At 72.5% G+C, this 25,632-nt stretch carries 23 protein-coding genes; 10 read left to right on the plus strand and 13 right to left on the minus strand.

Annotated features, from left to right (window positions below):
- Positions 1–47 precede the first annotated feature (47 nt).
- From ROT00_RS08895 to ROT00_RS08905, 3 genes are read left to right on the plus strand one after another with little or no spacing between them, the layout of a single operon-like run.
- Positions 48–1,202 (plus strand): sensor histidine kinase, encoded by a 1,155-nt coding sequence (locus tag ROT00_RS08895; RefSeq protein WP_404774117.1) that lies wholly within the window; start codon positions 48–50, stop codon positions 1,200–1,202.
- On the plus strand, positions 1,199–2,443 hold the full coding sequence (locus tag ROT00_RS08900) for a hypothetical protein (RefSeq protein WP_404774119.1): 1,245 nt from the start codon (positions 1,199–1,201) through the stop codon (positions 2,441–2,443). Before ROT00_RS08895 ends, ROT00_RS08900 begins: the two co-directional genes overlap by 4 nt.
- A complete protein-coding gene (locus tag ROT00_RS08905; protein ID WP_404774120.1) occupies positions 2,444–3,100 on the plus strand; it encodes a response regulator in 657 nt (218 codons plus the stop codon). It abuts the gene before it with no gap.
- Between the two features lie 136 nt (positions 3,101–3,236).
- On the opposite strand, the gene ROT00_RS08910 is transcribed toward ROT00_RS08905, so the two are convergent.
- From ROT00_RS08910 to ROT00_RS08925, 4 genes are all read right to left on the minus strand, one after another.
- Entirely contained in the window at positions 3,237–4,514 is a 1,278-nt protein-coding gene (locus tag ROT00_RS08910; RefSeq protein WP_404774122.1) for an MFS transporter, read from the minus strand.
- A gap of 78 nt (positions 4,515–4,592) precedes the next feature.
- The gene (locus tag ROT00_RS08915; RefSeq protein ID WP_404774123.1) at positions 4,593–4,898 is read right to left on the minus strand and encodes a thiamine-binding protein; all 306 of its coding nucleotides are present in this window, start codon (positions 4,896–4,898) and stop codon (positions 4,593–4,595) included.
- An 8-nt stretch (positions 4,899–4,906) separates the two neighbouring features.
- Positions 4,907–5,257 carry a hypothetical protein gene (locus ROT00_RS08920; RefSeq protein WP_404774124.1) on the minus strand — a complete coding sequence of 117 codons (351 nt, stop codon included), beginning with the start codon at positions 5,255–5,257 and terminating at the stop codon, positions 4,907–4,909.
- A complete protein-coding gene (locus tag ROT00_RS08925; RefSeq protein WP_404774126.1) occupies positions 5,254–6,552 on the minus strand; it encodes a glycosyltransferase 87 family protein in 1,299 nt (432 codons plus the stop codon). The genes ROT00_RS08920 and ROT00_RS08925 overlap by 4 nt, the downstream gene beginning before the upstream one ends.
- Before the next feature lie 103 nt (positions 6,553–6,655).
- On the opposite strand from ROT00_RS08925, the gene ROT00_RS08930 reads away from it, so the two are divergent.
- Genes ROT00_RS08930 through ROT00_RS08940 form a run of 3 tightly spaced genes read left to right on the plus strand, consistent with a single transcriptional unit; the run spans position 6,656 to position 9,184 of the window.
- Positions 6,656–7,495 carry an ABC transporter substrate-binding protein gene (locus tag ROT00_RS08930; RefSeq protein ID WP_404774127.1) on the plus strand — a complete coding sequence of 280 codons (840 nt, stop codon included), beginning with the start codon at positions 6,656–6,658 and terminating at the stop codon, positions 7,493–7,495.
- 40 nt (positions 7,496–7,535) lie between these two features.
- Positions 7,536–8,402 (plus strand): amino acid ABC transporter permease, encoded by an 867-nt coding sequence (locus tag ROT00_RS08935; RefSeq protein ID WP_404774129.1) that lies wholly within the window; start codon positions 7,536–7,538, stop codon positions 8,400–8,402.
- Positions 8,399–9,184, plus strand: a complete 786-nt coding sequence (locus tag ROT00_RS08940) for an amino acid ABC transporter ATP-binding protein (protein ID WP_404774130.1) — start codon at positions 8,399–8,401, stop codon at positions 9,182–9,184. The genes ROT00_RS08935 and ROT00_RS08940 overlap by 4 nt, the downstream gene beginning before the upstream one ends.
- A 125-nt stretch (positions 9,185–9,309) precedes the next feature.
- Here the strand turns inward: ROT00_RS08940 and ROT00_RS08945 are convergent, their stop codons facing one another.
- Complete coding sequence (locus ROT00_RS08945) at positions 9,310–10,158, minus strand: ADP-dependent NAD(P)H-hydrate dehydratase (protein ID WP_404774131.1); 849 nt, start codon at positions 10,156–10,158, stop codon at positions 9,310–9,312.
- Positions 10,159–10,181: 23 nt separating this feature from the next.
- On the opposite strand from ROT00_RS08945, the gene ROT00_RS08950 reads away from it, so the two are divergent.
- Positions 10,182–10,826, plus strand: coding sequence for an HAD family hydrolase (locus tag ROT00_RS08950; RefSeq protein WP_404774132.1), 645 nt, complete (start codon positions 10,182–10,184; stop codon positions 10,824–10,826).
- 9 nt (positions 10,827–10,835) lie between these two features.
- Here ROT00_RS08950 and ROT00_RS08955 read toward each other — a convergent pair whose 3' ends face one another.
- The 4 genes from ROT00_RS08955 to guaB1 all read right to left on the minus strand — a co-directional run bounded on the left by ROT00_RS08955 (position 10,836) and on the right by guaB1 (position 15,333).
- Positions 10,836–11,267 carry a VOC family protein gene (locus ROT00_RS08955; protein ID WP_404774134.1) on the minus strand — a complete coding sequence of 144 codons (432 nt, stop codon included), beginning with the start codon at positions 11,265–11,267 and terminating at the stop codon, positions 10,836–10,838.
- Between the two features lie 139 nt (positions 11,268–11,406).
- Entirely contained in the window at positions 11,407–12,444 is a 1,038-nt protein-coding gene (locus ROT00_RS08960; protein WP_404774135.1) for a hemolysin family protein, read from the minus strand.
- Positions 12,441–13,766, minus strand: a complete 1,326-nt coding sequence (locus tag ROT00_RS08965) for a hemolysin family protein (protein ID WP_404774137.1) — start codon at positions 13,764–13,766, stop codon at positions 12,441–12,443. The genes ROT00_RS08960 and ROT00_RS08965 overlap by 4 nt, the downstream gene beginning before the upstream one ends.
- 127 nt (positions 13,767–13,893) lie before the next feature.
- The gene (guaB1, locus tag ROT00_RS08970) at positions 13,894–15,333 is read right to left on the minus strand and encodes a GMP reductase (protein ID WP_404774138.1); all 1,440 of its coding nucleotides are present in this window, start codon (positions 15,331–15,333) and stop codon (positions 13,894–13,896) included.
- 146 nt (positions 15,334–15,479) lie between these two features.
- Between guaB1 and ROT00_RS08975 the strand changes: the two genes are divergently transcribed.
- Positions 15,480–19,241 (plus strand): multifunctional oxoglutarate decarboxylase/oxoglutarate dehydrogenase thiamine pyrophosphate-binding subunit/dihydrolipoyllysine-residue succinyltransferase subunit, encoded by a 3,762-nt coding sequence (locus ROT00_RS08975; protein WP_404774140.1) that lies wholly within the window; start codon positions 15,480–15,482, stop codon positions 19,239–19,241.
- 116 nt (positions 19,242–19,357) lie between these two features.
- On the opposite strand, the gene ROT00_RS08980 is transcribed toward ROT00_RS08975, so the two are convergent.
- The 3 genes from ROT00_RS08980 to ROT00_RS08990 form a co-directional block, all read right to left on the minus strand.
- On the minus strand, positions 19,358–21,550 hold the full coding sequence (locus ROT00_RS08980) for an MMPL family transporter (RefSeq protein ID WP_404774142.1): 2,193 nt from the start codon (positions 21,548–21,550) through the stop codon (positions 19,358–19,360).
- Positions 21,551–21,616: 66 nt separating this feature from the next.
- Complete coding sequence (rsrA, locus tag ROT00_RS08985) at positions 21,617–21,871, minus strand: mycothiol system anti-sigma-R factor (protein ID WP_404774144.1); 255 nt, start codon at positions 21,869–21,871, stop codon at positions 21,617–21,619.
- A complete protein-coding gene (locus ROT00_RS08990; protein WP_404774145.1) occupies positions 21,868–22,491 on the minus strand; it encodes a sigma-70 family RNA polymerase sigma factor in 624 nt (207 codons plus the stop codon). The genes rsrA and ROT00_RS08990 overlap by 4 nt, the downstream gene beginning before the upstream one ends.
- Positions 22,492–22,601: 110 nt before the next feature.
- Between ROT00_RS08990 and aroA the strand changes: the two genes are divergently transcribed.
- Together aroA and rsgA are read left to right on the plus strand one after the other, a co-directional pair.
- A complete protein-coding gene (gene aroA, locus ROT00_RS08995) occupies positions 22,602–23,963 on the plus strand; it encodes a 3-phosphoshikimate 1-carboxyvinyltransferase (RefSeq protein WP_404774147.1) in 1,362 nt (453 codons plus the stop codon).
- A complete protein-coding gene (rsgA, locus tag ROT00_RS09000) occupies positions 23,960–25,015 on the plus strand; it encodes a ribosome small subunit-dependent GTPase A (protein ID WP_404774149.1) in 1,056 nt (351 codons plus the stop codon). The genes aroA and rsgA overlap by 4 nt, the downstream gene beginning before the upstream one ends.
- Positions 25,016–25,153: 138 nt before the next feature.
- Here rsgA and ROT00_RS09005 read toward each other — a convergent pair whose 3' ends face one another.
- Entirely contained in the window at positions 25,154–25,402 is a 249-nt protein-coding gene (locus ROT00_RS09005; RefSeq protein WP_055859573.1) for a WhiB family transcriptional regulator, read from the minus strand.
- Positions 25,403–25,632 lie beyond the last annotated feature (230 nt).

Consider the following 25,632-nt stretch of genomic DNA (forward strand, 5'->3'; position numbering starts at 1 on the left):
ACTATCAGGCACCCGTCGCGGGCGCCCTTGTTCGGCTGAGGAAGATCGTGCATCGCATCCACAACGAACGCGACCGGCTCCTCGGCCGGCTCGCGCGGCTGACCGGCCTGTCCGGGTGCGCCGGGGCCGCGCTGTGCCTCCTCGTCCAGGATTCGACCGGTCTGGTCGCGCGGATCATCGCCTTCGTCCTGCTCCTCGCCGCCGCGGGCGCGATCTCGCTGCACGCCGACCGCGGTGATCTCGGCACCGCCATCGGCGCAGTCGCGGCCGGGGTCGCGGCCATCCTCCTGCTCGGGCTCGACACGCCGGGCCCCGCCGGCGCGACGGCGATCGCCGCCATCGCCGGTGCGGCGACCGCCTCCGTCGCCCTCACCCTCGTCCCGCGCCGGCACGGGCAGCTCATCGTCGCGAGCCTCGCCGTCGCCGTCGTGATCGCGGTCTGGATCGGCGCGGCGGCCGGTCGCGGATCCCTCCTGCCGATCGTCGCGGCCATCGCCGGCTGGGCCGCGTGCGGCCTGCTCGCCACCTGGACGACGACGGCGATCGACCGGGCGGCGGACCGCATCTCGGAGGTCGGCCGCGCGCACGAGGCGGAGCGGCTCGCGAGCGAGGCGGAGTCGCAGCAGCGGCAGGACGCCAGGCTGCTCCACGACACCGTCCTCGCGACGCTCAGCCTGCTCGCCCATTCCGGCGTCGGGGTCGGCCAGTCCGCGCTCCGCGACCAGGCCCGCGACGACGCCCGGCTGCTGCGACAGCTGCGGCTCGGCGTGCCGCTGGAGGTCGGCTCGCACCCGATGTACGCGCCCGAGGCGGACGAGGACGCCCTCGGCTCGACGTTCGAGTCGGTGCGCCAGCGCTTCGCCCGCATGGGGCTCGACGTGAACTGGCACGGCGCGGGTCAGCTGCTGCTCCCCCGGGACAGCCTCGACGCCCTCCTCGGTGCGCTCGGCGAGTGCCTCGAGAACGTGCGGCGGCACTCGGGCGTGAACGAGGCCGACGTCACCGTGACCGACGACGAGCGCGCGGTGCGCGCGATGATCACGGATGCCGGTACCGGCTTCCAGACCGACGCCGTGGAACCCGGCCGGCTCGGCTTCGCGGAGTCGGTCGTCGGGCGCCTCCACGCCGTCGGCGGGCGCGCCCGGGTGTTCTCCTCGCCCGGCGCGGGGACGACCGTCATGCTCGAGGTGCCGAAGCCGTGACCGGACTCCATTCGACGATCGAACGGTCCTTCCGCCGGCCCGCCCGTTCGGCGCGCGCGGCCGTCGACATGCGGGAGCGGCACGGCGGACGACGGATGTCCGCGGGCATCACGATCGCGGCCGGTGTGCTCGTCGCCGGGCACCTCGTGCACCTCATCGCCACGGCCGGGGCGTATCCGGCCGGACGCGACCCCTGGGTCGCCTGGATCGCGCTCGGCGTCATCCTCGCCGGCGGCGTCGTCTCCCGGCTGTTCTCGCCCCGGATGCCGGCCTGGGTCTATCTCGCGCTGTTCACGGCCATCGCGGTGCCGGTCGGCCTCGATCTCGTGGCGACCCAGGGGCTCCTGCACCTCGGCGTCGCGCCGACCGCCGCGGCGGCGTCCGCGGTCGTCCTGATGCCGGTGACGACGCTCCGCGGCCGCCGGGTGCCCGTCGCCGTGGCCGCCGTCATCGGCGGCGCCATCGCGGTCGCGGCGCTCGTGCAGCTCCCGGAGGCCGGTGCGCTCGTCGTCGTCGGGCTCGCCGTGGCCGTCTCGGCGGTGCTGCCCGTCGTGGTCGCGGCGCTCGCGATCGTGGGCTTCCGCCGCCTCGTGGGCCGCGAACTCGACCTCTCCCTCGTGCAGAGCACCGTGCAGACCCCGCGGAGCGCCGTCGGCATGCGGGCCTCCGAGGAACTCGCCCGCCTCGACTTCGACGCCGAGTCCCTGCTCGAGGACGTCGGCTCGGGCCGCCTGCCGATCCCGCTGCCGACCGACGCGGCGCTCCGGGCTGGCGCGCTCGCGGCGAAGCTCCGGGTGCGACTCATCGAGGGCCGGAGCGACACCTGGCTGAAGCACGCGGTCACCGAGTCGGCGTACCTCAGCCGGCGGGTCACGATCGACGATCCCGACGGCGACGCCGGGGTCCTCGCGGCCGAGCAGCGGGACGCGCTGCTCCTCGCGCTCTGGCTCATCGCGGGCGAGCGCCGTCCGCGTCGCGCGGCGGGGGCGAGAGTCGTCGTCCGGGTGCGGAGCGAGCCGTTCGACGACGACGAACGGGGCCCGCTCGCGATCGAGATCGAGGTTTCCGGCGTGGCGCGGCGTCATCTGGACCCCGCCATCTGGGATGCACTCGGTAGTCTCGGAAGTCACGAGGTCGTGTCCACGTCGGATTCGATCAGGATCGAACTCGTCTGCCCGGTCGACCCGAACGCCCCGGCAGCCGCTTCGGCGCCGCGCGGCGCCCGAACGAGGGGAAGATGAATGCCTGAACCGGCCGCACCGATCCGCCTGGCGATCGTCGACGATCACCGCATGCTGCTCGGCGCCCTATCCGAGTGGCTGCGCGGTGCAGCGCCCGACATCCAGCTCGTCGCCGCGGTGCCGTCCTGGTCGGAACTGCTCGCGCATCCTGAGTTCCCGGCCGACGTCGTGCTGCTCGACCTCGACCTCCGTGACAACATCCCCGTCTCGCTCAAGCTGTCGATGCTGAAGTCGGCGGGCGTGCAGACGATGCTGATGAGCACGTACTCGGAGCCGGCCGTGGTCCGGGAGGCGCTGAACGCGGGCGCGCTCGGCTATCTCGTGAAGTCGGAGCCGGTGGAGACCATCGTCGAGGCGATCCGCGCGGCCCGCCTCGGCGACTCGTACATCACGCCGGAGCTCGAGACCACCCTCGCCGACGCCGACTCCGTGCAGGCGCCGAAGCTGTCCGCGCAGGAGCGGCGCGTCATGGCGCTGTACGGCGCCGGGCAGCCGGTGAAGGCGGTCGCCTTCCAGCTCGGCATCTCGGAGGAGACGGCGAAGAGCTACCTGAAGCGCATCCGCGAGAAGTACCGGGTCGCCGGCTACGACGTCGGCACGAAGGTGGCGCTGCGCAAGCGGGCCATCGCCGACGGCATCCTGCTCCAGACCGACTGATCCGCTGCGGACCGACTGACCCGCTGCACGGCCGACTGACCCGCTGCACGGCCGGCGTCGCGCGCCGGGGCGATTCGGCCGGCGCGTGGCCGGAGCGCACCGCCGCCCGGGGCGCGCCGCCGGCGCGCCGTCCGCCTCAGTCGCGCTCGGCGGCGGCGACCGCGCCCGTCGCATAGGGCACGTCGACCCCGCGGCCGATCCGTCGCCGGTCGAGCGCGAAGCTCGCCACCGCGAGCACGATGCCGGCGAGGGTGAGCGCGAAGCCGACCCAGATCGGTGCGAGGTAGCCGAGGCCGGCCGCGATCACGAGGCCGCCGAGCACCGCGCCCATGCTGTTGCCGACGTTCAGCGCCGAGTGGTTGAGCGCCGCGGCGATGGACTGGCTGTCGCGAGCGACGTCCATGAGCCGCGTCTGGATCGTGGGCGCGAGCGCCGAGGACGTCACGCCGACGAGGAAGACGCCGGCGAAGAGGCCGACCGGGTTCGCCGCCGTGAGCGCGAGGAGCAGGAGGGCGGCTGCGAGCGCCGCGAAGAACAGGTACATCGTGCGGCGCACGCTCCAGTCGGCGAGGCGTCCGCCGAGGAGGTTGCCGACGGTCATGCCGAGGCCCGTCGCGACGAGCACGAAGGGCACGAACGCGGCCTCGAGACCGGTCACCTCGGTCGCGAGCGGGGCGATGTAGCTGTACATCGAGAAGAAGCCGCCGAACCCGATCGCGCCGATCGCGATGGCGAACCAGACCTGCGAGCGACGGAACGCGCCGAGCTCGCGGCGGATGCTCGCGGCCGGGTCGCCGGCCTGCCAGGGCACCGCGGCGGCGATGGCGAGGAAGGTGAGCGCGAAGATCGCGGCGACGGCGAGGTAGGCGACCCGCCACCCGGCGAGCTGGCCGAGCCAGGTGATGCTCGGCACGCCGACGACGTTCGCGATGGTGAGTCCGGAGAGCACGAGCGCGACGCCGCGGGCGCGCTTGCCCGGACCCATGAGGCTCGCCGCGACGAGCGAGGCGATGCCGAAGTAGGCGCCGTGCGGGAGCGCGGCGACGAAGCGCGCGACCAGCACGAGCCCGAAGCTCGGCAGCAGGGCCGAGGCGAGCGTGCCGACGGCGAACCACGCGGCGAGCGCGAGCAGCAACCGTTTGCGCGGCCACTTCGCGGCCGCGGCCGCGATCGTCGGCGCACCCACCACCACGCCGAGCGCGTAGGCGGAGATGAGCCATCCGGCCTGGGCGTTCGCCTCGTCCGGCGACGACGCGGCGAGTCCTGGGAGCAGGTCGCGGGCGATGTCGGGCAGCAGGCCCATCGCGACGAACTCGGTGGCGCCGATGCCGAAGCCGCCGAGGGCGAGCGCCAGCAGCGCGAAACGAAGACGGGCCGGCGACAGCGTCGTCGGCCCGGAGGAGTCGGGGATCACCCGGCGATTCTGCCACGTCTCGAATCGATTCGACAAGCGGATGCCGTCATCCGCCGTCGTGCGCGGCGATACGAGCCGCTACTCCTCGCCGATCGCTTCCTCGAGCCGCTCGATCTTCGCGTCGAGCTCGCCCGCGTAGCCCGGGCGGATATCGGCCTTCAGCACGAGCGAGACCCGGGAGCCGTAGGCGCCGACCGCGTCGGTCGCCCGCCGGACGACGTCGAAGACCTCGTCCCACTCCCCCTCGATCTCGGTGAACATCGAGGTCGTGCGGTTCGGCAGTCCGGACTCGCGGACGATCTTCACCGCTGCCGCGACGGCGTCGTGCACCGAGCCGTCGCTCCGGCCGGTGCCGCTCGGCGCGACTGAGAATGCCACCAGCATGTCTGCTCCTACTCCGTGTGCTCGTGAATCGTCCGGTGCGAGGCGAACCATGACCGTGCCTGCTTCGCCGAGCCGAGCGCAGGGCTCTCGGCGAGGCAGTCGTTGCACAGCGCGAAGGTCTCGCCCCGCTGAGTCCAGATGTGCGGGGAACCCTTCGGGACCCACTTCGGGGACCACCGCACGTCGAACGCGTACTGGATGTTCGCCGTCAGCGCCCAGGCCAGGGACTCCATCGCCTGGGCCTCGAGCCCCAAATCACGAAGCGCATTCTCCGCATCGAGCTGCTCCAGAATGTTGGACTGGAGCAGTTCGAGATGCGGAGAATCCCATCCCTCGCCCTCCCGCAGTACGCGGATCATCTCAGCCCCTCCTGTCGATCGCGTGCGGGGACCGCAGACCCCGAGTCCACCGGGAGCGCGGCCCGCTTCCCAGCCTGCCACACCCGCTGGATCGCCCAGACGAAGAGCAGCGCGAGCAACACGACCTTGCCCGTGAGGAGCAGCACGAACGCCGGGTCGGCGACGAGGAGCCAGCCGTACCAGTACGGGTAGATCAGGTGGGTGAGGATCGCGGCGCCCGCGGCGAGCAGCGCCGGCACGGCGAAGCGAGCCGGCCGCAGCACGAGGCCGAGCACGACGGGGGCCGCGAGCCAGGTCACGAACTGCGGCGAGCCGACCTTGTTGCCGAGGAGCAGCACGACGACGAAGGCGAGCGCGAGCGGCGGGAGGAGCCGGCCGACGGGCGCTCCGCGTCCGGCCGCGCGGATGCCGACGGCGAGCACCGCGACCACGCCGACGGCGAGGAGCGGGGTCGTGAGCCAGGCGGCGAGCTCCACCCCCGGCCCGTACACCTGGTACGTGAGGATCTCCCGGTCGTAGGCGATGTGCACACCGGGGTCGCCCGCGACGATCGCCCAGAGCCAGAGCACCGCGAGCGGGGCCTCGACCTGCAGGCCGCGCCCCGCCTGCTCCCCGATGAAGCCGATGGCGTTCGCCCCGGCCCCGGCGAGCACGCTCACGCCCAGGATGCCGAAGCTGAGCGCGAGCGCGATCATCACGACCTCGGCGCGGCGGCGCAGGGCGATCACGAGGGCGGCGACGAGCGCGGCGGGCCACACCTTGATCCACGCGCCGATCGTGAGGAGCACGGCGGCGAGGCGCGGGCGCCCGGCCGCCCACACGAGCCCGAGCATGGCGAACGGCACCGTGACCGCGTCGATGCGCCCGAGCGCGATCGGCCCGAGGAGCGCGAGGAAGCCGAGCCACCACCAGGCCGCGACCCGGCGGGTGCGCGAGAGGCGCGTCCGGCCGAGCAGCACCGAGAGCGTGAGCGCGTTCAGCACGGTGACGAGGCCGAGCCACGTCTCGCCGAACCAGGCGCCGCCGAAGGCCAGCGAGGCGGCCATGGGGGCGAAAGCGAGGATCGGATAGACCCACGGCAGATCGATGCCCATCCGCGCGTAGCCGGCCGCCGCGTTCTCCGCCCAGATCCGGTAGACGCCGGTGACGTCGCCGAGCGGGAGCCCCTGCGCGAAGAGGTTCAGCGCGATGAGGGCGGCGTGGACGAGCGCGAAGGCGAGCCAGACCGCCGTGCGGCCGGCGAGGAACCGGCGGATGCCACGGGCCGGCCGGCGACCCCCCACCCGATCTGGCATGCCTCAGAGCCTAACCGCGTCGGGGCGTCATACGGCGCCATCCGGGCTGCGGAATCCGGCGAGTTCCGCCAAGCTGGAGCCATCCCGATCGGAAGGCCCCGCCATGACCCGTCGCACCCTCACCGCCGTCGCCCTCGCCGCAGCCGCGGCCCTCGCCCTCGCCGGCTGCACCGCCGGCGGCGATGACCAGGGCGGCTCCGGCCCGAGCGCGGAGGGGTACGTGACCGACGGCAAGCTGACGGTCGGCACCGCGCAGCCGGCGTACTTCCCCTGGGTGATCGACGACGCGCCCGAGTCGGGCGAGGGCTTCGAGTCGGCCGTCGCCTACGCGGTCGCCGACGAGCTCGGCTTCGCGAAGGAGGACGTCGTCTGGGTGCGCTCGACCTTCGAGCAGGCCATCGCCCCGGGTCCGAAGGACTTCGACTTCAACCTGCAGCAGTTCTCCATCACCGACGAGCGCAAGCAGGCCGTCGACTTCTCCTCGCCGTACTACGAGACGACCCAGGTCGTCGTCACCGTCGAGGACTCCCCCGCCGCCGGGGCGACGACTATCGCGGCGCTGAAGCCGTTCAAGATCGGCGCCCAGACCGGCACGACGAGCCTCACCGCGGTCGAGCAGACCATCGCCCCCGAGGGCGGCGCGCAGATCTTCAACACCAACGACGACGCGAAGCTCGCCCTGCAGAGCGGCACCGTCGACGCGATCGTCGTCGATCTGCCGACCGCGTTCTACCTCACCGGTGCGGAGCTCGACGGCGGCAAGATCATCGGCCAGCTGCCCTCGACGGGCGGCGGCGACCAGTTCGGGCTCGTGCTCGCGAAGGACTCGCCGCTCACCGAGAAGGTGAGCGCCGCCGTCGACGCCCTCCGCGAGAACGGCACCCTCGACGAGCTCGCGACGAAGTGGCTGGGCGGCGACGACACGGCGCCCGTCCTCCAGTGACCCGCCCGCCCGCCCCGGTCGGCGCTCCGCCGGCCGCCGCATGAGCGAACGACCCACCGGCGACGCCTGGCGTCCGAGCGAACTCGAGCTCGGGCGGCGGGCGTTCCGTCGTCGGCAGACGTGGCGCTCGGTGCTCCTCAGCGCGCTCAGCACGCTCGTGTTCGCGGGGCTCCTCGCCTGGGCCGTGATCGGCTCCCCCGGCTGGGCGAAGGTCGCCGAGACCTTCTTCGATCCCGCGATCGCGCTCGCCTCGCTGCCGCGCATCGTCGAGGGACTGCTGCTGAACCTGCAGGTGCTCGTCTTCGCGGCGATCGGCGTGCTCGTGGTGGCGATCACCCTCGCGACGATCCGCACGCTCCGAGGACCCGTCTTCTTCCCGCTCCGGGCGATCGCCGCCGGATACACCGACCTCTTCCGGGGCGTCCCGCTCCTCATCGTGCTCTACCTGGTCGGCTACGGCGTGCCCGCACTGGAGTTCTTCCCGCGCCTGCCCGCCGCCGTCTGGGGCACGATCGCGATCGTCCTCGTCTACTCGGCGTACGTGGCGGAGGTGTTCCGCGCCGGCATCGAGGCGGTGCACCCCTCGCAGCGGCTCGCGGCGCGCTCGCTCGGGCTGAGCCATGCGCAGACGATGCGGCGGGTCGTGCTGCCCCAGGCGATCCGCAAGGTGACTCCGGCGCTCATGAACGACTTCGTCGCCATGCAGAAGGACGTGGGCCTCATCTCGGTGCTCGGCGCCGTCGACGCCGTCCGCGCGGCGCAGATCGAGACGGCGCACTACTTCAACTTCACGCCGTACGTCGTCGCCGGGCTCCTCTTCGTGCTCCTCGCCCTGCCGATGGTGCGCCTCACCGACTGGGTGACCGCGCGGATGCGCCGCCGCGAGCAGATCGGGAGCATCGTATGAGCCGCCGCACGTTCGAGGAGTCCGCACCGGATGCCGCGGCGGCGCCCGTGCCGGTGCTCGCCCTCGAGGGCGTGCGCCGGGCGTACGGCGAGCACGTCGTGCTCGACGGCGTCGACCTCGAGGTGCGGGCGCACGAGGTCGTCGCGCTCATCGGCGCCTCAGGCTCGGGCAAGTCGACCCTCCTCCGCGCCGCGAACCTGCTCGAGCCGATCGACGACGGGGTGATCCGGCTCGCCGGGCGCGACATCAGCGATCCGCGGGTGGATGCCGACGCGGTGCGGGCGCGCATCGGCGCGGTGTTCCAGCAGTACAACCTGTTCCCCCACCTGAGCGTGCTCGACAACGTCACGCTCGCCTCGCGCCTCGTGCATCGCAGCTCGAAGGCGGAGGCGGAGCGCCGCGGCCACGAGCTCCTCGCCTCGATCGGGCTCGCCGACTTCGCCGGTGCGTACCCCGACCGGCTGTCCGGCGGGCAGCAGCAGCGCGTCGCCATCGTGCGGGCGATCGCCACGGGCCCGGAGCTGCTCCTCCTCGACGAGGTCACGAGCGCACTCGATCCCGAACTGGTCGGCGAGGTGCTGGCGCTCGTGCGGGCGCTCGCCGACGGCGGCACGACCATCCTGATGGCGACGCACGAGATGACGTTCGCCCGCGACGTCGCCGACCGCGTGGTCTTCCTCGACGGCGGCCGGATCGTCGAGCAGGGGCCGTCGCGCGAGTTCTTCGCGGCGCCGCGGGAAGAGCGCACGCGCGCGTTCCTCGCCCGGGTGCTGCCCGGCTGAGCGGCGCAGCGCCGCGATGCGGGTGGCGACGCTCGGGGCGACGCTCGGGGCGACGCGACGCGACGCGCGGCCCGGCGCAGCGCGCTGCCGCCGGCGAGCTGGCGTCGGGGGCCGGCGCCCTCGACTCAGCCTGCGAGCTCGCCGAGCACCCGTTGCACCTGCGCGGTGATGTCCGAGGCGACGATCGGTCCCCCGCCGACGGCGGCGACCGCGCGCTCCGCGGCGAGCCCGTGCGCGAGCACGGCGGTCGCGGCGATCGGGGCGAGGGCGTGGGCATCCGTCGCGAGGCGTTCGTGCGCCCCGGCGACGAGCGCGCCGAGGATGCCGCCGAGCACGTCGCCGCTCCCCGCGGTCGCGAGCCGATGGGTCGGCGCGGTCACCGTGATCGCCGCGCCGTCGGGATCGGCGATGTGGGTCACCGGCCCCTTCAGCAGGACGACGACGCCGATCTCCTTCGCGGCGCGCGCAGCCCACGTGGCCGGGTCGCTGCGCACCTCCTCGACGCTCGCGCGCATCTCGCGATCGGCGAGGAGGGTCGCGAGCTCCCTGGCGTGCGGTGTGATGACGGTGGGCGCCGAATGGGCGCCGACGAGATCGAGCGCGCCGGCGTCGAGCACGACCGGCACTCCGGACGCGAGGGCGTGCTCGAGCTCCCCGATCAGCACGAAGGAGCGGCGGGCGGGGTCCATGCCGGAGCCGAGGAGCCAGGCCTGCACGCGGCCGGCGGTCGTGACGGCCTCGGGCGCGCGAGCGAGGACCAGGGCGCGCACCGGGCGGGGACCGGTGTACCGCACCATGCCGACGCCGCTGCGGGTCGCGGCCTCGACGCCGAGGAGCGCCGCCCCCGGGTACTCGTGCGATCCGGTCACGACGCCGAGCACGCCGCGGGAGTACTTGTCGTCGTCCGCCGTCGGCGGCCGCAGCCAGTCCGCCGCGTCCCCGGCCTGCCATTCGTGCCATCCGCCAGCGTTCATGCTTCAACGATAGGTTGACGAGGATGACTCCGACAGCCCTCGCCCCGATCGCCCTCGCGCCCGCCGTGCTCGTCTTCGACTACGGCGAGGTGATCTCCCGGGAGCCGAGCGCCGCCGACCGCGCGGCCCTCGTCGCCCGGGCGGGCGTCGCCCCGGAACGGGAGGCCGACTTCTGGCGCGAGTACTGGGCGCATCGCGAGGCGCTCGATCAGGGCACGCGCTCGATCGCCGAGTACTGGGCGGCGGTCGCCGCGGGGTCGGGCGTCGCGCTCTCCCCGATCGACGTGCACGAGCTCTGGGCGATCGATCACCGCGGCTGGCTCAGCGTCGACCCGGGCACGCTCGCCGTGCTGCACGCCCTCCAGGCGGGCGGCACCCGGCTCGCGCTTCTGTCGAACGCCGGCGCGGACTTCTCGGGCTGGCTCAGGCACGGCTCCTTCGGCGCGCTGTTCGAGCGGGTGTTCGTGAGCGGGGAGCTCGGCCTCGTGAAGCCGAACGCCGACATCTACGAGCACGTCATCGCCGAGCTCGGCATCGCGCCGGCCGACTTCCTGTTCGTCGACAACCGCGCCGAGAACGTCGAGGGCGCGCGTGCGGTGGGCGGCGACGGGCACGTCTTCACGGATGCCGTGTCGCTCGAGCGCTGGCTCCGGGAACGCGCCGGCTAGCCCCTCGGCTCAGCGCGGGCCGCTCCCGGACCGCAGCCGTTCGACGAGCGCGACCGAGTCCCCCGCCGGCTGGCCGAGCGAGAAGATGTTGCCCTCGCTGTCGCTGAACCACGCGGCGCGCTCGTCGCCGAGCTCGGCGACGCCGTCGACGGTGGTGAGCTCGGGCAGCGCGTACTCGTGGAACGCGACCCCCGCGGCGCGGAGCGCGGCCATGTCCCGGTCGAGGTCGTCGGTGAGCAGGTTGAAGGCGGTGTTCTGCGCCGTGCCGGCGAAGCCGGTGCGGTAGACCATGACCGGGACGCCGCCGATCTCGTAGAAGAGCGTCTCGCCGTCGGGGTCGCCGCCGACGGGTTCGCGTCCGAGCACCTCGGCCCACCAGCGCCGGGCCCGGTCGAGGTCGTGCGCCGGCAGGACGGCCGTCGCCAGGATCGTCTCAAACATGAGTGAATCTCGATTCCTCGGGTCGCGCCCAGTCTACGCCCGGACCGGTGCCGCGTGCAGCAGCAGAGACGGATGCCGCGTGCAGCAGCAGAACGGCGACCCCGCGACTGCGGGGTCGCCGTTCCGGCGGGAGCGCGGCTCAGCCGCGCCTGGTGGCGTCGTGCACCTCGCCCACGAGCTCCTCGATGATGTCCTCGAGGAACACCACGCCCGTCGTCGCGCCCTGCCGGTCGAAGGCGCGGGCGACGTGCGTGCCGAGGCGGCGCATCGTCGAGAGCGCGTCCTCGACCTCGGTGCCGTCGAACACCGACACCAGCCGGCGCACCCGCTTCGCGGGCAGCGGGTCGTCGAACTCGTCGTCGTCGAGATCGATGACGTCCTTCAGGTGGACGTAGCCGTCGGGCTCCCCGTCGTCGCCGAGGATCACGTAGCGGGAGAAGCCGTGCTTCGCCACCGCGCGCTCGACGTCCCGCGGCGTGGCCCCCGGCGGGAGGCTCACGAGCGAGTCCATCGGCACGGCGACGTCGGAGACGCGCTTCGTCGTGAACTCGAACGCGGCGCTCAGCGTGCCGCTCGCGTCGTCGAGCACGCCCTCGCGGCGGGACTGGTCGACGATCGTCTGCACCTCGTCGAGCGTGAACGTCGACGTCGCCTCGTTCTTCGGCTCCACGCCGAAGAGCCGCAGCACGCCGTTCGCCGTCGCGTTCAGCGCCACGATCACGAACTTCAGCACGCGCGCGATGAACACGAGCGGCGGCGCGAGGATCAGCACGGCGCGCTCCGGCACCGAGAACGAGAGGTTCTTCGGCACCATCTCGCCGAAGACCACGTGCAGGTAGCTCACGAGCACCAGCGTGATGATGAAGGCGATCGTGCCGATGACCTCCTCGCTCCACCCGGTGAGGGCGAGCGGGATCTCGAGCAGGTGATGGATCGCCGGCTCGGAGACGTTCAGGATCAGCAGCGAGCAGATCGTGATGCCGAGCTGGCTCATCGCGAGCATCAGCGTCGCGTGCTCCATCGCCCAGAGCGCGGTCTTGGCGCTGCGCTTGCCCTGCTCGGCGAGCGGCTCGATCTGCGAGCGGCGCGCCGAGATGACGGCGAACTCCGCGCCGACGAAGAAGGCGTTCGCGATCAGCAGCACGAACAGCCAGGCGAGTCCGGCCCAGTCGCTCATCGCTCACCCCCGTCCTCGTCGACCGCGGGGGGCGGTGTCGGGATGAACCTCACCCGGTCGACGCGGCGGCCGTCGAGTCGGCGCACCTCGAGCCGGCCCTCGCCGATCTCGACCTCGTCGCCGACGACGGGCAGCCGCCCGAGCTCCGCGGTGATGAAGCCCGCGACCGTTTCGTAGTCGCCGTTCTCCGGCACGCGGATGCCGGTGCGCTCCTCGAGCTCGTCGGGTCGCAGGATGCCGGGGAAGCTCACCTCGTCGCCGCGGCGGACGATGCCCGCGCGGGTGCGGTCGTGCTCGTCCGACACCTCGCCGACGAGCTCCTCCACGAGGTCCTCGAGGGTCGCGACGCCGGCGGTGCCGCCGTACTCGTCGACGATCACCGCCATCTGGAAGCCGCGGGCCCGCAGCTCGCCGAGCAGCGAGTCGAGCTTCATCGTCTCCGGCACCCGCAGCGCGTCGGACTGCAGCGCCGAGGTCGGCACCTCGCCGCGGCGCTCGCGCGGCACGGCGACCGCCTGCTTCACGTGCACCACCCCGACGATGTCGTCGAGGTTCTCGTCGTACACGGGGAAGCGGGAGTAGCCGGTCTGCCGGGCGAGCTCGATGACCGCCTCGGCGGGCTCCAGCCGCTGCACCGCCGCGAGCCGCGGGCGCGGCGTCATCACGTCGGAGGCGTCGTGCCCGGAGAAGCGCAGCGTGCGCCCGAGGAGGGTCGCCGTGTCCTGCTCGAGCACCCCGGCGCTCGCCGAACGGCGGACGAGCGAGCTCAGCTCCTCCGCCGAGCGGGCGCCCGAGAGCTCCTCCTTCGGCTCGATGCCGAAGGAGCGGATGACGGCGTTCGCGCTGCCGTTCAGCACGACGATCGCCGGGCGGAACACCCAGGTGAACGCGGTCTGAAACGGCATGACGACCTTCGCCGTGGCGAGCGGGAGCGCGAGCGCGAAGTTCTTCGGCACGAGCTCGCCGATCACCATCGACAGCAGCGTCGCGATCACGACGGCGGTCGTCGCCCCGACCGGCCGCACGAGCTCCTCCGGGAGCCCGATGGAGGTGAGCGGCCCCGCGAGCAGCGTCGAGATCGCGGGCTCCATCGTGTATCCGGTGAGCAGCGTCGTCAGCGTGATGCCGAGCTGGGCGCTCGAGAGATGGGTGGAGGTGATCTTCAGCGCCTGGATGGTGAGGCCCAATCGGGTCTCGCCCCTGGCGCGTCGCGCTTCGAGGTCCGCGCGATCGAGGTTGACGAGCGCGAACTCGCTCGCAACGAACAAGCCCGTGCCGATCGTGAGAAGCACACCGATGCCGAGCAGGATCCACTCAGACACGCGCACCTCCCCGACGCGTCACGGGCGAGGGTCTATGGCCGGGAGTGTTCGCAGAAGGAGGTTCGTCCATGGTCGGCCCAGTATATCGGCGCTCCGCCGCCTCCTGGCTGGGAAGCCGCCGCGTCCGTCACCAGCTGACGGGGAGCGCCTTGCCCTCCTCGTAGCCCGCCGCCGACTGGATGCCGACGAGCGCACGATCGCGGAACTCGGGCAGCGACCGGGCGCCGGCGTAGGTGAAGGAGCTGCGCACGCCCGAGGTGATCATGTCGAGCAGGTCCTCGAGCGAGGGGCGGAGCGGGTCGAGGTAGATCGCGGACGAGGAGATGCCCTCGGCGAAGAGCTCCTTGCGGGCGAGCTCGTAGGCCGACAGCCGGTCGAAGCGCTCGCGGACGGCCTTCGTCGACGCCATCCCCCAGCTCTCCTTGTAGAGCCGCCCCTCGGCGTCCGAGCGGAGCACGCCCGGCGCCTCGATCGTGCCGGCGAACCACGAGCCGATCATCACGGATGCCGCGCCCGCCGCGAGGGCGAGGGCGACGTCGCGCGGGTAGCGCACGCCGCCGTCGGCCCACACCTTGGCGCCGAGGGCGGCCGCCGTCTCCGCCGTCTCGAGCACCGCGGAGAACTGCGGACGGCCGACGGCCGTCATCATGCGGGTCGTGCACATCGCGCCCGGGCCGACGCCGACCTTCAGCACATCGGCGCCCGCCTCGACGAGGTCGGCCACCGCCTGCTCCGTCACGACGTTGCCGGCGACGATCGGCAGACCGAGATCGAGGTCTCGGACCCGGCGGACGGCGGCGACCATCCCCTCCTGGTGGCCGTGCGCGGTGTCGAGCACGAGCAGGTCGACGCCCGCCGCGGCGAGCGCGCGCGCCTTCGCCTCGACGTCGCCGTTGATGCCGACCGCCGCGGCGACGCGCAGCCGGCCGTCCCCGTCGACGTTCGCCTCGTAGATCGTGCCGCGGAGGGCGCTCCGCCGGCTCAGCGTGCCGATGACCCGGCCGTGCCGGAGCACGGGGGCGAACTCGAGCTCGGCGTCGACCATGAGGTCGAAGGCGCGGCGCGCGGTGTCGACGTCGTCGGCGTCGAGCGCCGGGCTGCCCCCGTGCACGAGGTCGCCGAGTCGCGCGTCGGGCAGCGCCGTGGCGAGCCGCTCCGCGAGGATGCAGCCACGGAACGCACCCTCTTCGTCCTCGAGCACGAGGCCGTGCCCGGCGACCGCGGGGAGCGCGACGAGCGCGTCCGCGACGGTCTGCTCGGGCGAGAAGCGGTGCGGGATGTCGAAGCTCGGCGACTGGGCCTTGACCCAGCGGATCGACTCGGCGAGATCCTGCAGGTGCAGGTCCTGCGGCAGCACACCGAGCCCGCCGCGCCGGGCGAGGGTCGCCGCGAGACGCGGGCCGGTGATCGAGTTCATGTTCGCCGACACGATCGGGATGGAGCCGCCCGAACCGTCGTCCGGTGCGAGCGAGACGTCGAGCCGGCTCGGCACGCCGGAGCGGCTCGGAACGAGGAACACGTCGGAGTACGTCAGGTCGTGCGTGGGCGCCGTGCGGTAGAACTCCATGCCTCCCACGGTACTGCCAGGCGCGGGGTCCTCGACCGGGTCGCAACGGGTTTAGGCTTGGGTGGGTGATCGGGGCGCGGTCGCGAGCGCGGCCGGTCCGATCTCCGCGGAATCCTTTCATCAACGGAGAGAGTGGGCGAGAGGCTGTGTCGAGCCAATTGACCGGGGCGGGTGCCGAAGAGACGGCGTCGGGCGAATTCGGAGCCAACGAATGGCTCGTCGACGAGATGTACGAGAAGTACCTCGCCGACCCCGAATCGGTCGACGAGACCTGGCGGCCGGTGCTGGAGCACTACCACCGGTCGAAGACCACCGAGAGCGCGGCCGCCCCCGCGGCGCCCGCGGCCGAGGCATCCCCGGCTCCCGCAGCAGCGCCCGCTCCCGCAGCACCGCCGGCGCCCGAGGCGCCCGCCGCTCCCCCGGCCGCGGCCGCCGGCCCCACGCCGACAACGCCGACGCCGGTGATCGGGCAGACGCCTGCGGCCCGCACCACCTCGCGGGCCCCGCGCTCCGAGCCGGTCCCCGCCGACGTGCCCGTCACGAGCCCGCAGTCCGTCGTCGCCTCCGAGCGCGAGGACGAGGTCGTCACCCTGAAGGGCATGCCGAAGACCCTCGCGGCGAACATGGACGCCTCGCTCACCGTCCCCACCGCGACGAGCGTGCGCACCGTCCCCGCGAAGCTCATGATCGACAACCGCATCGTGATCAACAACCACCTGCGGCGCACCCGCGGCGGCAAGATCAGCTTCACGCACCTCATCGGCTGGGCGCTCATCCAGGCGCTGAAGGAGTTCCCGAGCCAGAACGTCTACTACGCCGAGGTCGAGGGTAAGCCCTCGCTCGTGAAGCCCGCCCACGTGGGGCTCGGCATCGCGATCGACATCCCGAAGCCCGACGGCACGCGCGCGCTCCTCGTCCCCGCCATCAAGCGCGCCGAGACGATGACCTTCAACGAGTACCTCGCCGCCTACGAGGACCTCGTCTCCCGCGCCCGCCAGAACAAGCTGAAGGCCGACGACTTCCAGGGCGGCACGCTCTCCCTGACGAACCCGGGCGGCATCGGCACCGTGCACTCCGTGCCGCGGCTCATGAAGGGCCAGGGCTGCATCATCGGCGCCGGCGCCCTCGAGTACCCGGCCGAGTTCCAGGGCGCGAGCGAGAAGACCCTCGCGAGCCTCGCGATCGGCAAGACGATCACCCTCACCTCGACCTACGACCACCGCGTCATCCAGGGCGCGGGCTCGGGCGAGTTCCTGAAGAAGGTGCACGAGCTGCTCATCGGGCAGCGCGGCTTCTACGAGGGCATCTTCGCCGCCCTGCGGCTGCCGTACGAGCCGATCCAGTGGGCGCCCGACATCGCGGTCGACGTCGCCAGCGCGATCGACAAGACGGCGCGCGTGCAGGAGCTCATCAACGCGTTCCGCGTCCGCGGCCACATGATGGCCGACACCGACCCGCTCGAGTACGTGCAGCGCACGCACCCCGATCTCGACATCGCGAGCCACGGGCTCACGTTCTGGGACCTCGACCGCGAGTTCGTCACCGGCGGCTTCGGCGACCGGCGCAAGGCGCTCCTCCGCGACATCCTGGGCGTCCTCCGCGACTCCTACTGCCGCACCATCGGCATCGAGTACATGCACATCCAGGACCCGGTGCAGCGCGCCTGGATCCAGAACGAGGTCGAGCGCCCGTACGAGAAGCCGACCCACGACGAGCAGATGCGGATCCTCGGCAAGCTGAACGAGGCCGAGGCGTTCGAGACGTTCCTGCAGACGAAGTACGTCGGCCAGAAGCGCTTCAGCCTCGAGGGCGGCGAGTCCGTCATCGCCCTTCTCGACGAGATCCTCCAGGGGGCCGCGAAGGCGGGCCTCGACGAGGTCGCCATCGGCATGGCCCACCGCGGCCGGCTCAACGTGCTCACGAACATCGCCGGCAAGACCTACGGCCAGGTGTTCCGCGAGTTCGAGGGCGCCACGGCCGGGCAGGGCTCGGGCGACGTGAAGTACCACCTCGGCACCGAGGGCACCTTCACCGCCGACGGCGGCCAGCAGGTCCCGGTCTCGCTCGCCGCGAACCCCTCGCACCTCGAGGCCGTCGACGGCGTGCTCGAGGGCATCGTCCGCGCGAAGCAGGACCGCAAGCCGATCGGCACCTTCTCGACCCTGCCGATCCTCGTCCACGGCGACGCGGCGATGGCCGGACAGGGCGTCGTCGTCGAGACCATGCAGATGTCGCAGCTGCGCGGCTACCGCACGGGCGGCACGATCCACGTCAACATCAACAACCAGGTCGGCTTCACCACCGTCCCGGGCGACGCCCGCTCCTCGATCTACTCGACCGACGTGGCGAAGACGATCCAGGCGCCGATCTTCCACGTGAACGGCGACGACCCCGAAGCGGTCGTCCGGGTCGCGGAGCTCGCGTTCCGCTACCGCCAGGAGTTCAAGCGCGACGTCGTCATCGACCTCATCTGCTACCGCCGGCGCGGGCACAACGAGGGCGACGACCCCTCGATGACCCAGCCGCTCATGTACAACCTCATCGAGGCGAAGCGCAGCGTCCGCAAGCTCTACACCGAGGCGCTCGTCGGACGCGGCGACATCACCGAGGAGGAGTACGAGAACGCCCACCGCGACTTCCAGGACCGCCTCGAGCGCGCCTTCGCGGAGACTCACGCCGCGCAGACCGGTGCGATCCCGGTGATCGGCGCCACCGAGTCCGTCGCCGAGCCCGAGCCCGCCACGGGCGAGCTCGAGACCACCGGCGTGGCGCTCGAGGTCGTGCACGCCGTCGGCGACGCCTTCGGCAACAAGCCCGACGGCTTCACGGTGCACCCGAAGATCCAGCAGCTGCTCACGAAGCGCGTCGAGATGAGCCGCAACGGCAAGATCGACTGGGGCTTCGGCGAGCTCCTCGCCTTCGGCTCGCTCCTCCTCGAGGGCACCCCGGTGCGCCTCGCCGGCCAGGACGCGCGCCGCGGCACCTTCGTGCAGCGCCACTCAGTGATGCACGACCGGGTGAACGGCCAGGAGTGGCTGCCGCTCATGAACCTCTCCGAGAACCAGGGGCGCTTCTACGTCTACGACTCGCTCCTCAGCGAGTACGCGGCGATGGGCTTCGAGTACGGCTACTCGGTGGAGCGTCCCGACACGCTCGTCGCGTGGGAGGCGCAGTTCGGCGACTTCGCGAACGGCGCGCAGACCATCATCGACGAGTTCATCTCCTCGGCCGAGCAGAAGTGGGGCCAGCGCTCGAGCGTCGTGCTGCTGCTCCCCCACGGCTACGAGGGTCAGGGACCCGACCACTCGAGCGCCCGCATCGAGCGGTACCTCCAGCTCTGCGCCGAGAACAACATGACGGTCGCCCGTCCCTCGACGCCGGCCTCGTACTTCCACCTGCTGCGCCGCCAGGCGTACGCCAGGCCCCGGAAGCCGCTCGTCGTCTTCACGCCGAAGGCGATGCTCCGCCTCCGCGGCGCGACGAGTGAGGTGGCCGACTTCACGCAGGGCCGCTTCGAGCCGGTGATCGACGACGCCCGCATCACCGACAAGGCCGCCGTGAAGCGGGTCGTGTTCATGTCCGGCAAGCTCTACTACGACCTCGCCGCCGAGCTCGAGAAGTCGCCGAACCCCGAGATCGCCCTCGTCCGCCTCGAGCAGCTCTACCCGCTGCCCGCCGGCGAGCTCAAGGCGATCACCGAGGCCTACCCGAACGCCGAGCTGGTCTGGGCGCAGGACGAGCCGGAGAACCAGGGCGCCTGGCCGTACTTCATCATCGAGACGAACAAGCTCGGCCCGCGCGCGGTCGGCGTCATCTCGCGTCCGGCGGCGGCCTCCCCCGCGACCGGGTCCGCGAAGCGGCACGCCGCGGAGCAGAGCGAGCTCGTGAAGCGGGCGCTGACCCTCTAGTCGGCCCCGGACGCCCGAGGGGCGCGGATGCCTCGGCATCCGCGCCCCTCGTCGTTCCCGGCCTCAGCGCGTCCCGCGGGCTGCGCACCGCTCGGCGTCTCCGGCCTACGGCGGCCTCAGCGCGTCCCGTGGGAGAGCTTCGACGGCCACCAGATCGTTCGGCCGAGGTCGTAGGCGAGCGCCGGCACGAGCAGCGTGCGCACGAGGAAGGTGTCGAGCAGCACGCCGAACGCGACGATGAACGAGATCTGCGCGAGGAAGAGGATCGGCAGCACCCCGAGCGCGGCGAAGGTCGCGGCGAGCACCAGCCCCGCGGACGTGATGACGCCGCCCGTGAGCCGGAGGCCGCGGAGCACGCCCTCGCGCGCGCCGAATCGCAGCGACTCCTCCCGCACCCGGGTCATCAGGAAGATGTTGTAGTCCACGCCGAGGGCGACGAGGAAGACGAAGCCGAAGAGCGGCACGCTCGGATCCGCGCCCGGGAAGTGGAAGATCCCCTCGAACACCCACGCCGACACCCCGAGGGCGGCCGTGTACGACAGCACCACGCTCGCGATGAGGAGGAGCGGCGCCACGATCGCCCGGAGCAGCAGCATCAGGATGAGGAGGATCGCCGCGAGCACGAGCGGGATGATCAGGGTCCGGTCGGCGATGGCGGCGTCGTTCGTGTCGAGGGCGACGGCGGTCGGCCCGCCGACGAGCGCGTCCGGGGTGACGGCGTCGAGCGCGTCGCGCAGCTCGCGGACCGTGCGCTCGGCCGCGGCCGAGTCGGGCGCGTCGTCGAGGGTCGCCTGCAGGAGCACCCGTCCGTCGACGACGGTCGGCTCCGGGGCGGGCGTGCCCGGGGGGCCGAACGCGCCGATGCCGTCGTCGGTGACCGGGGCGGTGCCCGACGGCGAGTCCGCCGACACGACCGCGACGCTCGCCACGCCGTCGGTCGCGAGCGCGGTGTCGGCCATGGCCTGCAGATCGTCCGCGGGGCCGACGATCGCGGCGGGCGCGCCGGAGCCGCCCGGGAAGTGCTCGGCGAGGAGGGCCTGCCCGTCCCTCGCCTCCGAGTGCCCGAGCACGAACTCGCTCGACGGCACGCCGTCCGCGTCGAGCCGCGCGAGCCCGAGCGACATGCCGGCGAGGAGCAGCACCGAGAGCACCCAGACGAGGCGCGGGCGACGCCCCACGAGCCCGGCGAGCTTCGCCCAGAGCCCGGTCGAAGGCAGCTCCGGCTCCACCGCTCCGGCGTCCGCCGAGGCATCCGGCCGGTGCAGCTTGCGCGGCCAGAAGGCCGCGCGTCCCGCCCACAGGAGGAGGGCCGGAAGCAGCGTGAGGGCGGCGAGGAGCGCCGCGACGATGCCGATGGCGGCGACCGGGCCGAGCGCCTTGTTGGAGTTGAGCTCGCTGAACAGGAGGATCAGGAGTCCGGCGATCACCGTGCCGCCCGAGGCCACGATCGGCTCCCAGGCCCGGCGCAGCGCCGTGAGCGTCGCGGCCCACTTGCCGGGCTCCGATTCGAGCGCCTCCCGGTAGCGGGCGGTGTAGAGCAGCGCGTAGTCGGTCGCCGCACCGATCACGAGGATGAACAGGATGCCCTGGGTCTGCCCGCTGAGGAGGAGCGCTCCGCTCCGCGCGAGGGAGACCACGACGAACACCGAGGCGCAGAGCGCCGAGAGGCTCGTGAACAGCACGATGAACGGCAGCAGCAGCGAACGGTAGACGATGACGAGGATCACGAACACCGCGGCGAGGGCGACGGCGAGGAGCAGGCCGTCGATGCCGGCGAAGGCGGCGACGAGGTCGGCGGTGAAGCCCGCCGGCCCGGTGACGGCGCTCGTGGTGCCGGCGACGGCGTGGTCGGCGACGATGCCGCGCACCCCGGCGACGACCTCGTCGACCCCGCCCTCCGCGCCCGAGTCGACGGGGACGACGAACTGCGCCGCGGTGCCGTCGTCGGAGGGGATGACCGGCGACGACTCGCCCGCCCCGTCCACCCCGGCGACGAGGCCGCGGACGTCGTCGATGTCGGCGAGGGCCGCGGCGTCGAGCTTCGCGCCGTCGTCGCTCGCGTAGACGACGATCGCGGGCACTTCGTCGCCCGTGCGGAAGCCCTGTTCGAGCTCCTGCACCTCGGTCGCCTCGGCGGTCGCCGGCAGGAACTGGGTCTGGTCGTTCGTCTGCACCTCGGAGATGGCGCCGAAAGAGGCGCCGCCGATGCCGAACGCCGCCGTCCAGAGCAGGATCAGGACGGCGGGCAGCAGCACGCGGAGCCAGCGCGGGACGCCGGAACGGGCGGGTCGAAGGTTCGCATCGTTCATGATGCCCTCGACGCTACGGCCTCCCTCGGGCGGCGCGCGTCCATCGAAAGGCTGGCCCGCGGGGCCTCAGTCGACGAAGACGGCGTGCGACTGGATCTCGCGGATCCGGGTGAGCACGACGGTGCGGAGCTCGTCGGGCGCGCTCTCGCGGCACGCCCGCTGCACGACCTCCGTGATGGTGATGCCGACCTTCAGCTCACCGGAGCACTCGGGGCAGTTCTCCATGTGCGCACGGATGTCGGCGGCATCCTCGCTGCGGAGCTCGTTGTGCAGGTACTCCTCGAGTTCAGCGCGCGCCTTCTCGCAGCCGCAGTCGTTCATTTCTTGCTCCTGGTGGGGTTGGCCGCCGCCTGGATGCCCTGCTCGAGGGCGTAGTCGGCGAGGGACTCGCGAAGCATCCGCCGGCCACGGTGCAGACGGCTCATCACGGTCCCGATCGGGGTGTTCATCATGTCGGCGATCTCCTGGTAGGAGAAGCCCTCGACGTCGGCGAAGTACACGGCCAGCCGGAAGTCCTCCGGGAGGGCCTGCAGGGCGTCCTTCACGGCGCTGTCGGGCAGGTGGTCGATCGCTTCGGCCTCGGCCGAGCGGCTCGTCGCCGCGGTCGTCGACTCGGCGCCGCCGAGCTGCCAGTCCTCGAGCTCGTCGATCGTGCCCTGGTACGGCTCGCGCTGCTTCTTGCGGTACGTGTTGATGAAGGTGTTCGTGAGGATGCGGTAGAGCCACGCCTTCAGGTTCGTGCCCTGCGTGAACTGGCCGAACGCGGCGTACGCCTTCACGAACGTCTCCTGCACGAGGTCCTGCGCATCGGCGGGATTCTTCGTCATCCGCAGCGCGGCCGCGTACAGCTGATCGATGAAGGGCAGCGCCTGCTCCTCGAACAGCTCGCCCAGCGGGCGCTCGGCCTCGGTCGTGGGCTCGTCGATCTCATCACCGGTCATCACCGGCCATCCTAGATCGTCGACCCGCCCGGCCGCCGTTCGTTCCAGCACTGCGACGCTCACCTGCGCCTCTCCTCCCGCGCCCGCCCGGACGCTACTGTTGATAACCGATGCAGATCACGCCCTATTCCGAGCCCGAGTTCGACCCGTACGGCGACGCCCGCCGGACCGAGCCAGATCCCGGCTGGCTCGCGCCCACCGCGAGCCGCCCGCTGCAGGCGGCGGTCTCCGTGCCCGGCTCGAAGTCGTTGACGAACCGCGAGCTCGTGCTCGCGGCCCTCGCCGACGGCCCGTCGGTGCTCCGTGCGCCGCTCTGGTCGCGCGACAGCGAGCTCATGGTCGAGGCGCTCGCCGCGCTCGGCGTGGGCTTCGAGCGGCTGCCCGGGCGCGGCGGGTACGGCGACGACCTCCGCGTCGTCCCGGCCGAGGAGCTCCTCGGCTCCACGACCATCGACTGCGGGCTCGCCGGCACCGTCATGCGCTTCGTGCCCCCGGTCGCGGCTCTCGCGCTCGGCCCCACCACCTTCGACGGCGACGAGGCGGCCAGGCGCCGACCGATGTCGGGGGTCGTCGACGGGTTGAAGGGCCTCGGCGTCGACCTCGACGACGACCGTCGCGGCACACTCCCGTTCACGGTCCACGGCACCGGACGCATCGCGGGCGGCGCGCTCGAGATCGACGCCTCCGCCTCGAGCCAGTTCGTCTCGGGGCTGCTGCTGTCCGCGCCGCGCTTCGAGCGGGGACTCGACCTCCGCCACACCGGCGAGCGGCTGCCGAGCATGCCGCACATCGAGATGACGGTCGCCTCGCTCGCGCGCCGCGGCGTCGTCGTGGACTCCCCCGAGCCCGGCCGCTGGATCGTCGCGCCCGGCCCGATCGCGGCGGTCGACGTCGACATCGAGCCCGACCTCTCGAACGCCGCCCCGTTCCTCGCGGCGGCGCTCGTCGCGGGCGGCGAGGTGACGATCACCGGATGGCCGGACGCCACCACGCAGGTCGGCGCCCAGCTCGAGCAGCTGCTCCCCCGCTTCGGCGCCGAGGTCGAGCGCACCGGCGACCGGCTCACCGTCCGGGCTCAGGGCGCCGCGGCAGGAGGCATCCGCGCCGTGGAGCTCGACCTCGGCGAGGCCGGCGAGCTCGTGCCGAACCTCGTGGCCGTCGCGGCGTTCGCCGACGGGCCGTCGACGTTCACCGGCATCGGGCACATCCGGCACCACGAGACCGATCGCCTCGCGGCCCTCGCGGCGGAGCTGAACGGCCTCGGCGGGCGGGTCACCGAGCTGGACGACGGCCTGCGCATCGAGCCGGTGCCGCTGCACGGCGGGCCGTGGCGCGCCTACGCCGACCACCGGATGGCGACGAGCGGCGCGATCGTCGGCCTCGCGGTGCCCGGGGTGGTCGTCGACGACATCGCCTCGACCGGCAAGACGCTGCCGCAGTTCCCCGAGCTCTGGGGCGGGCTGCTGCGATGAGCTGGTGGGACGCCGACGACGAGGACGACGAGCCCGAGTTCGACGAGTCCGACGTCCGGGTGCGTCCGAGCCGCCGCGGCAGCCGGCCGCGCACCAAGCAGCGCCCCGAGCACGCCGATGCCGTCCAGGGTCGCGTCCTCGGCGTCGACCGCGGCCGCTACGCCGTGCTGATCGACGAGGGCGGGGCGGACGAGCGCGAGGTCACTGCGGCGCGGGCCCGCGAGCTGAAGCGCAAGTCGGTCGTCACCGGCGACCTCGTGGACGTCGTCGGCGATACGAGCGGGGCGGAGGGGACGCTGGCCCGCATCGTGCGGATCGGCGAGCGGACGAGCCTGCTCCGCCGGAGCGCAGACGACACCGACGCCGTCGAGCGCATCATCGTCGCGAACGCCGACCAGATGCTCATCGTCGTCGCCGCGGCGAACCCGGAGCCGCGCACGCGCCTCGTCGACCGGTATCTGGTCGCGGCCTACGACGCGGGGATCACCCCGCTCCTCTGCATCACGAAGACGGACCTCGCCGACCCCGCGCCGTTCCTGCAGAGCTTCGCGGGGCTCGAGCTCCCGGTGTTCCGATCGGCCGCCGACGACATGCCCCTCGACGAGATCCGCGCCGCGCTCGCCGGCCACCGCACGGTGTTCGTCGGCCACTCCGGCGTCGGCAAGTCGACCCTGGTGAACGCGCTCGTGCCGAGCGCGGAGCGCGCGACGGGACGGGTGAACGAGGTCACCGGACGAGGGCGGCACACCTCCTCCTCGACGGTCTCCCTCCGACTCGAGAGCGCGGACGGCGACGGCTGGGTGATCGACACCCCCGGCGTGCGCTCGTTCGGGCTCGGCCACGTCGACCAGGCCAACATCCTGCGCTCATTCACGGATCTCGCGGAGATCGCCGAGCGCTGTCCCCGCGGATGCACGCACCTGCCGGATGCCCCGGACTGCGCGCTCAACGAAGCGGCGGCCGACGGCGAGCTCGACGAGACGGGGCGCGCGCGCCTCGACTCGCTCCAGCGGCTGCTCGAGACGTTCTCGACCCCGCCCGGCGGGCACTGATCCCGCGGGGAACACTGATCCCGCGGCGGACACTGCTCCCGCGAGGAACACCGATCCCGCGGCGGACACTGATCGAGCCGAGCACCGGACGGGGTGGTGTCGTCCGGCCTCGGCTCGATGGAGGTCGTGTCGCGGCGGTCAGCCGGCGCGGCGGGCGCGAGCGGCGCGGCGCTTGAGTGCGCGGCGCTCGTCTTCGCTGAGGCCGCCCCAGACGCCCGAGTCCTGACCGGTCTCGAGGGCGTACTGCAGGCAGATCTCGGTGACGGTGCAGCGGGCGCAGACGGCCTTCGCCTTCTCGATCTGGTCGACGGCCGGACCCGTGTTCCCCACCGGGAAGAACAGTTCGGGGTCGGCGGTGAGGCAGGCGGCTTTGTCGCGCCAATCCATGGAGATGCTCCTTGTTGCTACTCGTCGCAGTCACACTCGCGCATTCGCGCGGCCGCTGCGTTCGCGCGAACTCACGTTCGCACCAACGCGGTGGCGGTGTTGCGGGGGGAAAGCCAAGTCTCGGGAAGTAGGATCATGATTGATCGGCTCACCACCCTGTGAGCATCAACTCGGCCTTGTAAATCGTGGCATAGCGGCGAGGTCGAATCAATAGCCGTGTATGGGATATC

It is taken from the genome of Agromyces mediolanus (genome assembly GCF_044917495.1).
Taxonomy (GTDB): Bacteria; Actinomycetota; Actinomycetes; order Actinomycetales; family Microbacteriaceae; genus Agromyces; species Agromyces mediolanus_B.

Bases quoted from the DNA above. Each gene is read 5' to 3' on its own strand.
- ROT00_RS08950 (WP_404774132.1), top strand. From the start codon at position 10,182: ATGACTCCGACAGCCCTCGCCCCGATCGCCCTCGCGCCCGCCGTGCTC.
- ROT00_RS08990 (WP_404774145.1), bottom strand. From the start codon at position 22,491: ATGACCGGTGATGAGATCGACGAGCCCACGACCGAGGCCGAGCGCCCG.
- rsrA (WP_404774144.1), bottom strand. From the start codon at position 21,871: ATGAACGACTGCGGCTGCGAGAAGGCGCGCGCTGAACTCGAGGAGTAC.
- ROT00_RS08955 (WP_404774134.1), bottom strand. From the start codon at position 11,267: ATGTTTGAGACGATCCTGGCGACGGCCGTCCTGCCGGCGCACGACCTC.
- ROT00_RS08930 (WP_404774127.1), top strand. From the start codon at position 6,656: ATGACCCGTCGCACCCTCACCGCCGTCGCCCTCGCCGCAGCCGCGGCC.
- ROT00_RS08940 (WP_404774130.1), top strand. From the start codon at position 8,399: ATGAGCCGCCGCACGTTCGAGGAGTCCGCACCGGATGCCGCGGCGGCG.
- ROT00_RS08945 (WP_404774131.1), bottom strand. From the start codon at position 10,158: ATGAACGCTGGCGGATGGCACGAATGGCAGGCCGGGGACGCGGCGGAC.
- ROT00_RS08915 (WP_404774123.1), bottom strand. From the start codon at position 4,898: ATGCTGGTGGCATTCTCAGTCGCGCCGAGCGGCACCGGCCGGAGCGAC.
- aroA (WP_404774147.1), top strand. From the start codon at position 22,602: ATGCAGATCACGCCCTATTCCGAGCCCGAGTTCGACCCGTACGGCGAC.
- guaB1 (WP_404774138.1), bottom strand. From the start codon at position 15,333: ATGGAGTTCTACCGCACGGCGCCCACGCACGACCTGACGTACTCCGAC.
- ROT00_RS09005 (WP_055859573.1), bottom strand. From the start codon at position 25,402: ATGGATTGGCGCGACAAAGCCGCCTGCCTCACCGCCGACCCCGAACTG.
- ROT00_RS08905 (WP_404774120.1), top strand. From the start codon at position 2,444: ATGCCTGAACCGGCCGCACCGATCCGCCTGGCGATCGTCGACGATCAC.
- ROT00_RS08935 (WP_404774129.1), top strand. From the start codon at position 7,536: ATGAGCGAACGACCCACCGGCGACGCCTGGCGTCCGAGCGAACTCGAG.
- ROT00_RS08920 (WP_404774124.1), bottom strand. From the start codon at position 5,257: ATGATCCGCGTACTGCGGGAGGGCGAGGGATGGGATTCTCCGCATCTC.
- ROT00_RS08960 (WP_404774135.1), bottom strand. From the start codon at position 12,444: ATGAGCGACTGGGCCGGACTCGCCTGGCTGTTCGTGCTGCTGATCGCG.
- ROT00_RS08980 (WP_404774142.1), bottom strand. From the start codon at position 21,550: ATGAACGATGCGAACCTTCGACCCGCCCGTTCCGGCGTCCCGCGCTGG.
- ROT00_RS08925 (WP_404774126.1), bottom strand. From the start codon at position 6,552: ATGCCAGATCGGGTGGGGGGTCGCCGGCCGGCCCGTGGCATCCGCCGG.
- rsgA (WP_404774149.1), top strand. From the start codon at position 23,960: ATGAGCTGGTGGGACGCCGACGACGAGGACGACGAGCCCGAGTTCGAC.